Genomic DNA, 14,311 nt, shown 5'->3' on the forward strand with positions numbered 1-14,311 from the left:
GGTGCGCGCTGCCTGCGGACGGTGGGGTCGGTGGATGTGCGGACGGTCGGGGTCAGTGGATGATGCCGGTGCGCAGGGCCACGGCGACCATGCCGGCGCGGTCGCCGGTGCCGAGCTTGCGCGCGATGCGGGCGAGGTGGCTCTTGACGGTCAGCGCGGACAGGCCCATGGAGACGCCGATCGCCTTGTTCGACTGGCCCTCCGCCACCAGTCGCAGCACCTCGACCTCGCGGCCGGACAGTTCGCGGTAGCCGCCCGGGTGGCTCGGGGCACCCGGGTGACGGCGGTGCAGACGGGCGGCGGCCGCGCCGATGGGAGCGGCGCCCGGCCGGGTGGGGAGCCCGACGTTGGTACGGGTGCCGGTGACGACGTAGCCCTTCACACCGCCCGCGAGGGCGTTGCGTACGGCGCCGATGTCGTCGGCGGCGGAGAGGGCGAGTCCGTTGGGCCAGCCCGCGGCGCGGGTCTCCGACAGGAGGGTGAGGCCGGAGCCGTCGGGCAGGTGGACGTCGGCGACACAGATGTCGCGGGGGTTGCCGATGCGGGGACGAGCCTCCGCGACGGACGAGGCCTCGATGACGTCGCGCACACCGAGCGCCCACAGGTGGCGGGTGACGGTGGAGCGGACGCGCGGGTCGGCCACGACCACCATGGCGGTCGGCTTGTTCGGGCGGTAGGCGACCAGGCTTGCGGGCTGCTCGAGGAGAACGGACACCAGGCCTCCTGGGGGGTGGGACGGCTTTGTAGGTCAAAGTCGTCTTCGGCACCAAACCTCCGGGCCTTTAGAAAAAGATCACGATTTAGTGAGTAACAATCTGCGCAATTCGGACAGGCTGTCGATCGTTCGGTGAACGAATCGGTTCGTTCGAGGGGTCACCTATGACTGAAAGTGGCCGTATCGACAAAGAGATGGGCAAAGGGGTGGTCAGCGGGGAGACCGTCGTGGTCGGTGGGGAGGTAGTGGTCGGCGGGGGGAACCGTCGTGGTCAGTGGGGGGACTGCGGTCCGCGCCGCTGTGGCAGCGTCACCACCGAAGCGTCGCCCGGCCCGGCCGGCGGCAGCCCCGCGACCTGCGCGAGCAGATCGCACCAGGCGGCGAGGTGGCCGGCCGTGTCCGGGACGCCGCCCAGGCCCTCGCGCGGCGTCCAGGAGGCGCGGATCTCGATCTGCGAGGCGGCGGGGCGCTCCGCCAGCCCGCCGAAGTAGTGGGAACTCGCCCGCGTGACCGTGCCGCTGGGCTCGCCGCACGCCAGCCCGCGCGCCTGCAGCGCGCCGGTCAGCCAGGACCAGCACACCTCGGGCAGCAGCGGGTCGGCGGCCATCTCCGGCTCCAGTTCCGCGCGCACCAGCGTCACCAGCCGGAAGGCGCCCCGCCAGGCGTCGTGCCCCTCCGGTTCGTGCAGCAGCACCAGCCGGCCGTCGGCCAGGTCCTGGTCACCGTCGACGACCGTGGCCTCCAGCGCGTACGCGAACGGCGCCAGCCGCTGCGGCGCGCGGGTCGGCTCCACCTCGATCTGGGGGCGCAGCCGGCTGCCGCGCAGCGCCTCGACCGCGGCCCGGAAGGCCGGCGGAGCCGTGGTGCTCGCATGCCGGTCCGCATCCCCGGTGTCCTTCGCGTCGTCCATGTCGCCAGCGCCGTCCGACAGTCGTTCCTGAGCCGCAGCCATGCGGGAAGGTTAAAGGGAACCGGGGCTCCGCGCGGGCCTAGACACCCCGGGCCCGCGACGCCGGACCGGCCGCTCGGTGCCCGGCCGCGGCGACGGGGCGGGCCCCACGTCGTGCGAGACTTTCCCCGTGAGTGCCAACGACACCCCCGCGGCCCGCCCGCAGCCGACAGCCACGTACGACTCCGCCTTCCTCAGGGCCTGCCGGCGCGAGCCCGTGCCGCACACGCCGGTGTGGTTCATGCGGCAGGCCGGGCGCTCCCTGCCGGAGTACCGCAAGGTCCGCCAGGGCATCGGGATGCTCGATTCCTGCATGCGGCCCGACCTGGTCACGGAGATCACGCTGCAGCCGGTGCGCCGGCACGGCGTGGACGCGGCGATCTACTTCAGCGACATCGTCGTGCCGCTGAAGGCCATCGGCCTCGACCTCGACATCAAGCCCGGCGTCGGCCCGGTCGTCGAGCAGCCGGTCCGCACCCGCGCCGACCTCGCCCGGCTGCGCGACCTGACCCCCGAGGACGTCTCCTACGTCACCGAGGCGATCGGCCTGCTGACCCGCGAGCTCGGCCCGACCCCGCTCATCGGATTCGCCGGCGCCCCCTTCACCCTGGCGAGCTACCTCGTCGAGGGCGGCCCGTCGCGCACGTACGAGAACGCCAAGGCGATGATGTACGGCGACCCGGAGCTGTGGGCCGACCTGCTCGACCGCCTCGCGGACATCACGGCCGCCTTCCTGAAGGTGCAGATCGAGGCGGGCGCCTCCGCGGTCCAGCTCTTCGACTCCTGGGCCGGCGCGCTCGCCCCCGCCGACTACCGCCGCTCGGTGATGCCCGCCTCCGCCAAGGTCTTCGACGCCGTCGCCGGGTACGGCGTCCCGCGCATCCACTTCGGCGTCGGCACCGGCGAGCTGCTGAAGCTGATGGGCGAGGCCGGCGCGGACGTCGTCGGCGTCGACTGGCGCGTCCCCCTCGACGAGGCCGCCCGGCGGGTCGGCCCCGGCAAGGCGCTCCAGGGCAACCTCGACCCGACGGTGCTGTTCGCCACCACGGAGGCCGTCGAGGCGAAGACCCGCGAGGTCCTCGACGCCGCGGCCGGCCTGGAGGGCCACGTGTTCAACCTCGGCCACGGCGTCATGCCGTCCACCGACCCGGACGCGCTCACCCGGCTCGTGGAGTACGTCCACACGCACACGGCGCGCTGACTCACCAGGTCTGCCGGGGCCGCGCCTGCCTGCCGAAGAGCAGGCCGGGCGGTTCCGGCGGCGGGGGAGTGCCCGGCTTGAGCGGCCAGGCGAGCAGCATGCCGACGACGAAGCCGACCACGTGTGCCGCGTACGCCACGGTGCCGGCGGCGGAGACGCCCCCGCCGGAGGAGTACACCGCCTGCAGCGCGAACCAGAAGCCCAGCACCAGCCAGGCCGGCAGCCTCAGCGGCAGGAAGACCAGGAACGGCACGAGCACCCACACCCTGGCTCTCGGATACAGCACGAGGTAGGCGCCCAGGACACCCGCGATGGCCCCGGACGCGCCGATCAGCGGGTCGGTGGAGTCGGCGTTGAACAGTGCGAAGCCGTACGACGCCGCATAGCCGCACACCAGGTAGAACAGCGTGAACCGGACGTGCCCCATGCGGTCCTCGACGTTGTTGCCGAAGATCATCAGAAACAGCATGTTGCCCAGCAGGTGCAGCCAGCTGCCGTGCAGGAACATCGCGGTGAACACGGACACCGGCGGGGACTTGTCGTAGGCCGGCGGGGCCACCACACAGCCCGCGCCGTGCGCGCCCACCGCGACGTCGCCGGTCGGCACCAGCCGCGGCATCTGATGGTGGATCAGCTCCCGCGGCACCGCCGCGTAGTGGTCGAGGAACGCCTGCAGGTGGCACAGCTGCGACAGGCTGCTGTCGCCCGCCACGGAACCGGCGAGGCCGGGCGTGTACAGGAAGACGAGGACGTTCGCGGCGACCAGCGTGTACGTCACCCACGGGGTGCGCCGCACCGGGTTCACGTCATGAACGGGGATGACCACAGGGAAGTACTGCCCCCGATGGGCTCCTCGAATCTGTGAACGGCGGCCCGCGCGCGTGCGTATGTCTCCTCAACCGCCCGCGGCACGGGGAAGGCGGGTCGCGGGGACGACGTGAGGAACAGGCGATGAACGACCGAGTCACTCCTGCGGTGCACGCCCTGCCCGACGGCGAGGCGGAACTCGCCCTCGTGGTCCGTCTGCCCTGGGAGGACGTGGCCAGGCTGGGCCAGGAGGCCGGACGGCTGGCCTCGCAGATGCAGCGGCCGGTGACGCTGGACGAGGCGGTGAGCCACCGGCTGCGGTCCGCGCGGCCGGCCGCGGCGCACGCGAAGCCCGCCGGCGAGCAGCCGGCCGCCGCCGTGCCCGCGAGCGCGTCCGTGTCGTCGCTGCCCTCGCGGGCGCCGGCCGAGCACGCGCGGCAGGCGATCGAGCGGATCAACGGGTCGGCCTGAGCGTCCCCGCGGGACGCGCCCTCGTGGGCGCGTCCCGCGCTCGTCACCCCGTCCCCTTGCCCGCACCCCGTCCCCCGCTACCCCGTCCCCCGCTACACCGTGCCCCGCTTCACCGCCGCCGTGGCCTTGCGGGCCGCCACCAGCACCGGGTCCCACACCGGGCTGAACGGCGGGGCGTAGCCGAGGTCCAGGGCCGTCATCTGCTCCACCGTCATGCCGGCGGTCAGGGCCACGGCCGCGATGTCGACCCGTTTGCCCGCGCCCTCCCGGCCGACGATCTGCACGCCGAGCAGGCGGCCCGTCCGGCGCTCGGCGAGCATCTTCACCGTCATGGGAGAGGCGCCGGGGTAGTAGCCCGCCCGGTTGGTCGACTCGACGGTGACCGTCTCGAACTGCAGGCCGGCGCGGCGGGCGTCCTTCTCGCGCAGTCCGGTGCGCGCGATCTCCAGGTCGCACACCTTGCTCACCGCCGTGCCGACCACGCCCGGGAAGGTGGCGTAGCCGCCGCCGACGTTGGTGCCGATGACCTGGCCGTGCTTGTTGGCGTGGGTGCCCAGCGCGATGTGGCGCTCCTGGCCGGAGACCAGGTCCAGGACCTCGACGCAGTCCCCGCCGGCCCAGACGTTCTCCTGCCCGCGCACCCGCATCGCGAGGTCGGTGAGCAGGCCGCGGTGGGCGCCCAGCGGCAGCCCGGCGGCCTCGGCGAGCGCGGTCTCGGGGCGCACGCCGATACCGAGGACGACCACGTCCGCCGGGAACTCGGCGTCCTCGGTCGCCACCGCCCGCACCCGTCCGTCCTCACCCGTGAGCACCTTGGTGACCTCGGCGTCGTCGACCATGGTGATGCCCAGGCCCTCCATGGCCGTGTGCACCAGGCGGCCCATGTCGGGGTCCAGCGTGGACATCGGCTCGCTGCCGCGGTTGACGACCGTCACCTCGTAGCCGCGCCTGATCATCGCCTCGGCCATCTCGACACCGATGTAGCCCGCCCCGACCACCACGGCGCGCCGCCCGCGCGTGCGTGCCAGCGTGTCCAGCAGGGCCTGCCCGTCGTCGAGCGTCTGCACGCCGTGCACGCCGGGGGCGTCGATGCCCGGCAGGTCCGGGCGGACCGGCCGCGCCCCGGTGGCGATCACGAGATTGTCGTACGACGTCCAGGACTCGGCCCCGGAGTCGACGTCCCGCGCGCGTACCCGCCCCCGGGCCACGTCGATCTCCGTGACCTCCGTCCGCATGCGCAGGCCGATGTCCCGCGCGCGGTGCTCCTCCGGCGTGCGCGCGATCAGCCGGTCCCGGTCGGGCACGTCGCCGCCCACCCAGTACGGGATGCCGCACGCCGAGAAGGAGGCGAAGTGGCCCCGCTCGAACGCCACGATCTCCAGTTCGCCGGGGTCCTTCAGCCGGCGGGCCTGCGACGCCGCGGACATCCCCGCGGCGTCGCCGCCGATCACGACCAGTCGCTCCCGCGCACCGTTCATCGTCATGCGAACACGCTACGGCCACCCGGCACTTCAGTGCCGCTCGCCGTCCTCCTCGCGCACCGGCCGGGCCGCCGGGAGCCGGCCCGAGACGCTCGGCACCGGAGCGCCGGGCACCGGGGCGTCCGGCATCGGCGCGCCAGGGACGGGCCCGGCGGCCGTGCGCCGCGACAGCCGGGGGCGCACCAGCCGCCGCCAGACGAGCACGAGCAGGGCCGCCACCACCGCGAACGGCAGCACCGCCCCGAACGCCACCGCCAGCCAGCGCAGCATCGTCACGAACGCGTCCCAGCCGCCCGCGAGGGCGTCCACGAAGCCCGGGTCGCCGTCGTCCTTCGCGGCCTCCTTCACCGGCGTCCCGGACAGCGACAGGGTGATGGTGGCCAGGCTCGTGCGGTCCTTCAGGGACGCCTGCTGCGCCAGCAGCGCCTCCAGGTCGGCCTCGCGGCCGCTCAGCTCGCCCTCCAGCGCGACGACGTCGCTCAGCTTGGTGGCCTGGTCCATCAGTTCGCGGACCCGGGCGACGCTGGCGCGCTGCGACTTGATGCGGCTCTCCACGTCGACGACCTGGTCGGTGACGTCCTCGGCCTTCGCGGTGCGGTCCAGGAGCTTGCCCGCGCCCTGCAGATCGGTGAGCACGCCGTCGTACTTCTCCACCGGCACCCGCAACACCACGCGCGTGTGCTCGTGGCCCTCCGCGTCACGGGTGGTGTTCTCCTCGCCGACGTAGCCGCCCGCGTTCTCGGTGGTGGTGCGGGCCTGGTCGAGTGCCTTCGGCACGTCCTTGACCTGCACGGTCAGCGAGGCGGTGCGGATGATGCTGCTCGCCGTCAGGCGGGGCGTGCCGGACGCTCCGCGGCCGCTCGCGGCGCCGCCGGAGGCGCCCGGCTTGGCGTCGCTCTGCGCGCCGCCCCCCGCCTCGCTCTGCTGGGCGGCCTTGTCGCCTGCGCCGCCCGCGTCGCTGCTGCTGTCGTTCGCCGCGCCGCACCCCGTCAGCGCGAGGGCCGCGGCCAGCAGGATCCCGGCCAGGGCTTGAACGGGTCGTACGGAAAGCTGTGCGCGCATGTGGGCATCCCCCCGTGGGTCTGTGACGAATTACGTCTCTACGACGCGCAGGGCGGCCCGGACGTTTGGGCGCGGCGGTTCCGATGAGGTCACGGTCACGACTCGACAGGGCCACAAGGCCCTGGCGTGGGGGCCGGTGGCGTCTGAGAGGGTGGAGCCCATGAGCGGATCAGGCACGGGCACCGGGCAGGTCGTCGTCATCGGAGCGGGCATCGCGGGACTGGCCGCGGCGCACCGATTGCTGCAGCGCGGGGCGCGCGTGACGGTCCTGGAGGCATCGGAGCGGACCGGCGGCAAGCTGCTCGCCGGTGAGATCGCGGGCGTCCGCGTCGACCTCGGCGCCGAGTCGATGCTGGCCCGCCGCCCCGAGGCGGTCGCCCTCGCCCGCGAGGTGGGCCTCGCCGACCGTCTCCAGCCGCCCGCCACCGCGGCCGCCTCCATCTGGACCCGCGGCGCCCTGCGCCCCATGCCCAAGGGGCATGTGATGGGCGTCCCGGGCACCGCCGCGGCCCTGTCCGGCCTGCTCTCCGACGAGGGCGTCGCCCGCATCGAGCGCGACGCCGACCTGCCCCGCACCGAGATCGGCGACGACGTGGCGGTGGGGGAGTACGTGGCGGCCCGGGTCGGCCGCGAGGTCGTCGACCGCCTCGTCGAGCCCCTCCTCGGCGGCGTGTACGCCGGTGACGCCTACCGCATCTCGATGCGCTCGGCGGTCCCGCAGCTCTACCGGGCCGCCCTGACGCACACCTCGCTGACCGAGGCGGTCCGCGAGATCCAGGCCAGGGCCGCCGCAGACCCGCAGACCGGCCCGGTGTTCCTGGGCATCGCCGGCGGCGTCGGCACGCTGCCCCAGGCGGTCGCCGGGTCCGTCACCGCGCTCGGCGGCGAGATCCTGACCGGGCACCCGGCGACACAGCTGCGCCGGGAGGCCGGCGGCTGGCGGGTGACCGCGGGCGACCGGGTCCTGCACGCCGACGCCGTGGTCGTCGCCGTTCCCGCGGCCGCCGCCGCGGACCTGCTGGCGGCCGAGTCCCCCGCGGCCGCCGCCGAACTGCGCACCGTCGAGTACGCCTCCATGGCCCTGGTCACCCTCGCCTACCGCCGCGCCGACGTCTCCCTCCCGGCCGGCAGCGGCTTCCTCGTGCCGCCCGTCGACGGCCACACCGTCAAGGCGTCCACGTTCGCCTCCCAGAAGTGGGGCTGGCTGGCGGAGGCGGCACCGGACGTGGTGGTGGTGCGCACCTCCGTCGGACGCCACCACGAGACGGAGATCCTCCAGCACGACGACGCCCACCTCGTCGACGTCTCCCGGCGCGACCTGCAGGCGGCCACCGGCCTCGACGCCACACCCCTGCAGGCCCGGGTCACCCGCTGGACCGACGGCCTGCCCCAGTACCCGGTCGGCCACCACGCGCGCGTGGCCCGCATCCGCGAGCACGTCGCCAAGCTGCCCGGCCTCGTCGTCTGCGGCGCGCAGTACGACGGCGTCGGCATCCCGGCCTGCATCGCGAGCGCCCATGCGGCGGTGGACCAGCTGGACGGAGACCTCGGCGGTGTGCAGCGGCTCACCGCCGACCCGGTGCAGAGTCTGCACGGAGGAGCAGGAGAATGAGGGACATGAGTGACGACGCCCCCACCACCGAGTCCGGCAGGATCCCGAACAAGGGCAAGCTGGCCAAGGACCTCAACGAGGTCATCCGCTACACGCTCTGGTCGGTCTTCAAGCTGAAGGACGTCCTGCCCGAGGACCGCGCGGGCTACGCCGACGAGGTCCAGGAGCTGTTCGACCAGCTCGCCGCGAAGGACGTGACGATCCGCGGCACGTACGACCTGTCGGGGCTGCGCGCCGACGCCGACCTCATGATCTGGTGGCACGCGGAGACCAGCGACGAGCTGCAGGAGGCGTACAACCTCTTCCGGCGCACCAAGCTGGGCCGCGCCCTGGAGCCGGTGTGGTCGAACATGGCGCTGCACCGCCCCGCCGAGTTCAACCGCTCGCACATCCCGGCGTTCCTCGCCGACGAGACGCCGCGGAACTACGTCAGCGTCTACCCGTTCGTGCGCTCCTACGACTGGTACCTGCTGCCCGACGAGGACCGCCGCCGCATGCTCGCCGACCACGGCAAGATGGCCCGCGGCTTCCCGGACGTGCGCGCCAACACGGTCGCCTCCTTCTCGCTCGGCGACTACGAGTGGATCCTCGCCTTCGAGGCCGACGAACTGCACCGCATCGTCGACCTCATGCGCCACCTGCGCGGCTCGGAGGCCCGGATGCACGTCCGCGAGGAGATCCCGTTCTTCACCGGCCGCCGCAAGGCCGTCGCCGACCTGGTCGCCGGGCTGGCCTGACCGGCCTGACCGGCCCGGGGCCGAGTCCGAGTCCGTCTCCGGTTCCGGTGAGGCGCGGGTGGCGCGCCGCCGTCAGCGCGCGCCGCTCGCCCCCGGCACCGGTACCGGCACCGGCTCCGGCTCCGCTCCCGGTCGCGGATTCCGCTCCGAGCCCGCTTTCGGCTCCCGCTCCGGGTGCGGCTCCGGCTCCGGGTGCGGCTCCGGCTCCGGGTGCGGCGCGCAGGCCGCCCGCCGCACCGGGAGCCGCCCGTCCAGCAGGTAGGCCTCCAGGTAGCCGTTGACGCAGCGGTTCGCACCGCCCGCCACGCCGTGCGTGCCGGCGTCCCGCTCCGTCACCAGCACCGACCCCGACAGGCGCCGACGCAGTTCCAGGGCGCCCTCGTACGGGGCGGCGGCGTCCCGCTCGGCCGCCAGGATCAGCGTCGGCGGCAGCTCGCCGGGGCCGGTCCGCACGTCGAGCGGCCGCCGGCGCGGCACGGGCCAGTACGCGCACGGCAGGTTCGTCCACGCGTTGTCCCAGGTCTCGAACGGCGCCACCCGTGCGAGCCGCGTGTTGTCCCGGTCCCAGACCCGGAAGTCCGTCGGCCACGGCGCGTCGTTGCACTCGACGGCCGTGTAGACCGCGCTCGCGTTCTCCGCCTCGGCCGCCGCCTCCCGGGGCGGCGCCGCCTGCTGGATCAGCGGCGTCGGGTTGCCCCTGAGGTACTGCGACAGCGCCTCGGCGCGCAGCGGCCAGAAGTCGTCGTAGTAACCGGCCGTCAGGAACGCGCTCCGCAACTGCCCCGGCCCCACCGTGCCGCCCGCCGGCCGGGCCGCGAGCCGCGCGCTCGCCCGGTCGTAGCTGCGCTGCACCGCGTCGGCCGTCGCCCCCAGCCCGTACACGGCGTCGTGCCGGGCCGTCCACTCCCGGAAGTCGGCCCAGCGGTCCTCGAACGCGGCCGACTGGGCGAGGTTGTTGCGGTACCAGATCTGCTCGGGGTCCGGGTTCACCGCCGCGTCGAACACCATCCGCCGCACGTGCGAGGGGAACAGCGTCGCGTACAGCGCCCCGAAGTAGGTGCCGTACGACGCCCCCATGAACGTCAGCCGCCGCTCGCCCAGCGCCGCGCGCAGGACGTCCAGGTCGCGGGCGTTGTCGAGGGAGGTGTAGTGCCGCAGCGCGCTGCCCGCCCGCCGGGCACAGCCGCGCGCGTACGCCTTGGCCTCGGCGACGCGTTCCTTCTTGTACGACTCCGAGGGGCGCGTGGGCGCCTGCGAGGGCCCCTTGAAGAACGTCTTCGGGTCCTGGCAGGACAGCGGGGCGGAACGGCCCACCCCGCGCGGGGAGTAGCCGACCAGGTCGTAGGCCGCCGCGATGCGCTTCCACTCCGGCATCAGGCCCACCAGCGGGAAGTACCGGCCGTCGCCGCCCGGCCCGCCCGGGTTGAAGACCAGGGCGCCCTGGCGGGGTACCCGGCGCCCGCTGTCCCGCGGGTCCTTGCGCGTGGCCCGCACCCGGCTGACGGTCAGCCGGATCTGCCGGCCGTCGGGTCGGGCGTAGTCGAGCGGTACGGACACCGTGCCGCACTGCAGACGGCCCGGCCCGTCCTGGCCGTCCGCGCAGGTGCCCCAGCGGATGCCGGCGGCCGCGGCGCGGGCGGCGGCGACCGCCGTGCCCCGCACCGGGTCCGGCGTCCCCGGCGAGCCGCCGGCCGGGGCGGCGGCCAGGGCGGTCAGGAGCAAGGACGCTGCGGCCGTGTAGAGGGCGGGAGCTCTCATCGGTGTCCCTTCGGTGCGCGGCTGCGACAAAAGGGATGTTTCGTGCGGGTGTCGAGGAAGGCAAGCACCGGCCCGCGGGTGTCGCCGCCGATGCCCCTGTGCGCCCCCGGCGGTTCTCAGTCCCGGCCGGGCTGGTCGCGGTGCGCGAAGGCGGCGCGCAGCCGCGGTTCGCCGACCGCCCGAATGCCGCGCACGGCGACGCAGGTGAGGAACGTACGGTCGTCGGCGCCGGTCGCCCGCCGGGCCAGGGCGCACAGCAGCCGCTGCCCGGCGGGGGCGGCCCAGCGAGAGCACGGGCGGACCTCGAACCGGGCGATGACCAGGCAGCTCAGCGTCATTGTCAGCGGCAGCGCGAACCAGAGGGCGACCAGATGGCGGGGCATGCCCTCCTGGACGGGCGTCAGCAGCGCGGCCACGCACAGCACGGACACCGCCGCCGCGGCGAGGCGCACCCGGTGGACGCCGGCCGCGATGCTTCCCCGTCCGTCGTCGGGCTCGGCGAGGCCGGAGCGGACGAGCCGGTCGGCGAGGCGGCCCACCGGGTCCGACGCGGCGACGGCCGCCCGGACCGGCGCTATGCGGCTCTGCCCCTCCGGGCCGACTGCGTCGATGACCGAACGTTCCACGTCGTCCCGCCCGTGGGGGTCGACGACCGTCACCCAGCCGGTGTGGGCGAGCAGCAGCCGCCGCTGACGCGCCATCGCGACCATGGCCACGTCGGCCACCCGGCTCGGGCCGCCGGAGAGGAACGCGGCCTCGTACAGCGTCAGTTCCTGTTCCCGGGCTTCCGCTGCGGCGTCGGTGCCCACGGCCGCCGCGCGCGCCGCCGCCAGGCACAGCCGCGTGCACGCCGTGCCGGCCACGGCCCAGGCCGACAGGAGAAGAAGAACCCAGAACATGCCGCGTTTCTATGCCAAAGGCCCCAGGCGACGCCATGGCCTGTTCACCATCCGGACGCGGAGTCGCGGATATGTGACGTTCCGCCGGTGGCGACCTGACGAGGCGTGGCGCCGTGACGTGACGTGACGTGACGAGGCGTGGCTACGGGCTCGGCGGGGGCGGGCTGGACGCGGCCGCCGGGAGCGGTTGGTCCGGCGAGGCCGACGGCGTGACCGGGAGGGCCGGGACGGGCACGGCGGGGTCGGTGACCGGACCGGGCGGGGCCGGGGAGGGGGTGAGCGGCGGGGTGCCGTCCGCTGCCAGGTCGCGGGCCAGGGCGTCCCAGTCGACGTACCCCGTGGCCTCCAGCACCTTGATGTGGTCCAGCACCACCGTGTTGGCGTCGTCGGCGAGCGCCCGCACCAGCGAGTTGCGGGTGCCGGCGCGCACCTGGGCGACGAGGGAGAAGACCTTGCCGTGCGCGAGCCGCAGGATGTTGGCGAACTGCCGGTCGAAGTCGGTCCCCTGCGCCGCGTCCAGCGTGGTCAGCCAGCCCCGCTGCTGGGTGTTGGGCTCGTCGGGCAGTCGCAGTCGGAGCTCGGCCGCCACCTCCCGGACCCGTCGGTCGAGGAAGGTGTGCCCCTCGACGAGGTGCTGCCCCGCCGTCCGTACGGCCTCGGTGGTGCCCTTCTGCCGCGCCTGCTGCCCGGCGGGCAGCTCCCAGAGGCCGGCGAGGCGGACCTTGGTGACGAACTCGCGGTCGGTGGCGGACAGCGGGCCGTACGCGGTCGACACGGTCTGGGCGTCGAGCACGTCGACGCCGGTCCCGGACCGGTCGGCGTAGGACCAGATCGGGAAGATCAGCGCCACGAGGGTCGCCGCCAGGCCCGTGATGATGACGCCGGTGCCGCTGACGATGCCTCTGACTCCGGCTGCGCCTCTGTTCCTTCCTCTGCCTCCGGCCGACGGCCGCGGTCGCATGGTGCCTCCTGCCTGCCCCACCGCAGCTGGTGCGCTCCGGATGCGGACCGGCATCGTACTGCGGGGTCCGTATCGCCTTCCGTACCAGGTCAGATGATCGTCAACGGGGCGAACGGGGGAGGGGGCCGGCTCAGCGGCGCAGCAGCACCCGGCGCGCCGTCCGGGCGATCCGCGCGGCCGGCCGCCCGGGCCGCGGCGCGGGCCCCGACCGCTCCAGCCGCCACCGCCGCAACTCCCGCCGGGCGGAACCGGCTTCGACACCGCCGGTGGCCAGCAGATGGGCGGCGAAGTCCAGCGCGTCACGCCGGTACCCGCCGGTCATCGGATGCCCCTTGGCGTAGGCGAGGAAGGCGGCACGGTAGCGATCGCCGAGGATCACGGGCAGTTCGGGCGCGACCTTGCCCACCACGTCCGCCCGCTTCCCGGCCAGCGCCCGCGCCTGCACGTCCAGCCGCACCCGGTCGAATCCCTCCGGCGCGGGCGTCCCGGCGACGAGCGCGGACAGCAGAGCGGCCTGCGCCAGCCCGACCCGCTGCCGCGCACCCGGACCGGCCACCGTCTCCGTCCCCTTGCCCGGAAGTCCGCCTGTGGTGGTCGCCGTGGCTTCCGCCTGGCTGCCTGGTCGTGCGGCTCGGGTGGTCGCCGTGGCTTCCGCCTGGCTGCCTGGTCGTGCGGCTCGGGTGGTCGCCGTCGCTTCCGCCCTGCCCTTCTCCACGGCCCCGCGGATCGCCGTCAGCTCCGCCTCCAGCACCGCCGGTTCGGGAAAGTCGTCGTCCCTCTCCAGCAGGACGCCCGGCGGGCGGACGCGTGCGGCGAGGTCGGTCAGGATGTCGAGGACCGGCTGCGGCACCGGGTGGGCGTGGCTGTCGTGCCAGACGCCGTCCCGTTCGAAGCCGCCCGCGACATGGACGTACGCGATGGCCTCCAGGGGGAGCTCGGCGAGCGCCTCGGCCGGGTCCTCGCCCCGGTTGACGTGGTTGGTGTGCAGGTTGGCCACGTCGATCAGCAGCCGGACGCCGGTGCGGTCGGCGAGCTCGTAGAGGAACTGGCCCTCCGTCATCTCCTCGCCGGGCCAGGCGATCAGCGCGGCGATGTTCTCGACGGCGAGCGGCACCGGCAGCGCCCGCTGCGCGATCCGGACGTTCTCGCACAGCACGTCCAGGGCGTCCCGGGTGCGCGGCACGGGCAGCAGGTGCCCGGCCTCCAGCAGCGGGGACGCGGTCAGCGCCCCGCCCGCCCGCACGAACGCGATGTGCTCGGTGACCAGCGGCGACCCCAGCGCCTCGGCCCGCTCCGCGAGCGCGGCGAGCCGGCCCTCGTCGGGGCGGTCGGCGCCGCCGAGGCCCAGGGAGACGCCGTGCGGGACCACCGTCACCCCGCGGGCCCGCAGCCGCCGCAGCGACTCGGGGAGGTGGCCGGGGCAGACGTTCTCGGCCACCGTCTCGACCCAGTCGATGCCCGGCATGCGCTCCACGGCGTCGGCGATCTCCGGCCGCCATCCGATGCCCGTCCCCAGTAGCCGCATGGTCCCCCTCCTCGGCTTCCGCCCGATCCGCGCGCCGGCCGCCCGGCCGCGCGGCGTGACGGGGGTATGGCCCCGGCGGCCGGAACCCAACCCCGCGCCGGGCACCTTCAGAGCAACATTTGAGGTTGGGCCC

13 protein-coding genes are annotated in these 14,311 nt (G+C 74.5%); 4 read left to right on the top strand and 9 right to left on the bottom strand.

What is annotated here, in order from left to right; translation table 11 throughout:
• Positions 1-52: 52 nt before the first annotated feature.
• The gene (locus tag VKA29_RS17240; protein ID WP_324786662.1) at positions 53-715 is read right to left on the bottom strand and encodes a response regulator transcription factor; all 663 of its coding nucleotides are present in this window, start codon (positions 713-715) and stop codon (positions 53-55) included.
• Between the two features lie 271 nt (positions 716-986).
• Complete coding sequence (locus VKA29_RS17245) at positions 987-1,667, bottom strand: DUF3000 domain-containing protein (protein ID WP_420718512.1); 681 nt, start codon at positions 1,665-1,667, stop codon at positions 987-989.
• 127 nt (positions 1,668-1,794) lie between these two features.
• On the opposite strand from VKA29_RS17245, the gene hemE reads away from it, so the two are divergent.
• Complete coding sequence (hemE, locus tag VKA29_RS17250; RefSeq protein ID WP_324786664.1) at positions 1,795-2,865, top strand: uroporphyrinogen decarboxylase; 1,071 nt, start codon at positions 1,795-1,797, stop codon at positions 2,863-2,865.
• Position 2,866: 1 nt separating this feature from the next.
• Here the strand turns inward: hemE and VKA29_RS17255 are convergent, their stop codons facing one another.
• Positions 2,867-3,691: a rhomboid family intramembrane serine protease gene (locus VKA29_RS17255; RefSeq protein WP_324786665.1), complete on the bottom strand. Its 825-nt coding sequence runs from the start codon at positions 3,689-3,691 to the stop codon at positions 2,867-2,869.
• Positions 3,692-3,816: 125 nt separating this feature from the next.
• Here VKA29_RS17255 and VKA29_RS17260 point away from each other — a divergent pair, with 125 nt between their 5' ends.
• Complete coding sequence (locus tag VKA29_RS17260) at positions 3,817-4,143, top strand: hypothetical protein (RefSeq protein WP_324786667.1); 327 nt, start codon at positions 3,817-3,819, stop codon at positions 4,141-4,143.
• Between the two features lie 92 nt (positions 4,144-4,235).
• On the opposite strand, the gene VKA29_RS17265 is transcribed toward VKA29_RS17260, so the two are convergent.
• A complete protein-coding gene (locus tag VKA29_RS17265; protein ID WP_324786669.1) occupies positions 4,236-5,627 on the bottom strand; it encodes an FAD-dependent oxidoreductase in 1,392 nt (463 codons plus the stop codon).
• A 27-nt stretch (positions 5,628-5,654) separates the two neighbouring features.
• The gene (locus tag VKA29_RS17270) at positions 5,655-6,686 is read right to left on the bottom strand and encodes a DUF4349 domain-containing protein (RefSeq protein WP_324786671.1); all 1,032 of its coding nucleotides are present in this window, start codon (positions 6,684-6,686) and stop codon (positions 5,655-5,657) included.
• A gap of 160 nt (positions 6,687-6,846) precedes the next feature.
• Here VKA29_RS17270 and hemG point away from each other — a divergent pair, with 160 nt between their 5' ends.
• Complete coding sequence (gene hemG / locus VKA29_RS17275) at positions 6,847-8,298, top strand: protoporphyrinogen oxidase (RefSeq protein ID WP_324786673.1); 1,452 nt, start codon at positions 6,847-6,849, stop codon at positions 8,296-8,298.
• 5 nt (positions 8,299-8,303) lie between these two features.
• A complete protein-coding gene (hemQ, locus tag VKA29_RS17280) occupies positions 8,304-9,035 on the top strand; it encodes a hydrogen peroxide-dependent heme synthase (protein ID WP_324786675.1) in 732 nt (243 codons plus the stop codon).
• 72 nt (positions 9,036-9,107) lie between these two features.
• Here the strand turns inward: hemQ and VKA29_RS17285 are convergent, their stop codons facing one another.
• The 4 genes from VKA29_RS17285 to VKA29_RS17300 form a co-directional block, all read right to left on the bottom strand.
• A complete protein-coding gene (locus tag VKA29_RS17285) occupies positions 9,108-10,793 on the bottom strand; it encodes an alpha/beta hydrolase (RefSeq protein ID WP_324786677.1) in 1,686 nt (561 codons plus the stop codon).
• A 116-nt stretch (positions 10,794-10,909) separates the two neighbouring features.
• On the bottom strand, positions 10,910-11,692 hold the full coding sequence (locus VKA29_RS17290; protein WP_324786679.1) for a TIGR04222 domain-containing membrane protein: 783 nt from the start codon (positions 11,690-11,692) through the stop codon (positions 10,910-10,912).
• Between the two features lie 142 nt (positions 11,693-11,834).
• Positions 11,835-12,653, bottom strand: a complete 819-nt coding sequence (locus tag VKA29_RS17295; RefSeq protein ID WP_324786681.1) for a DUF4142 domain-containing protein — start codon at positions 12,651-12,653, stop codon at positions 11,835-11,837.
• A 130-nt stretch (positions 12,654-12,783) separates the two neighbouring features.
• Positions 12,784-14,178, bottom strand: coding sequence for a DUF692 domain-containing protein (locus tag VKA29_RS17300; protein ID WP_324786683.1), 1,395 nt, complete (start codon positions 14,176-14,178; stop codon positions 12,784-12,786).
• Positions 14,179-14,311: the final 133 nt, after the last annotated feature.

This window comes from Streptomyces sp. H51 (assembly GCF_035656535.1).
Lineage (GTDB): Bacteria > Actinomycetota > Actinomycetes > Streptomycetales > Streptomycetaceae > Streptomyces.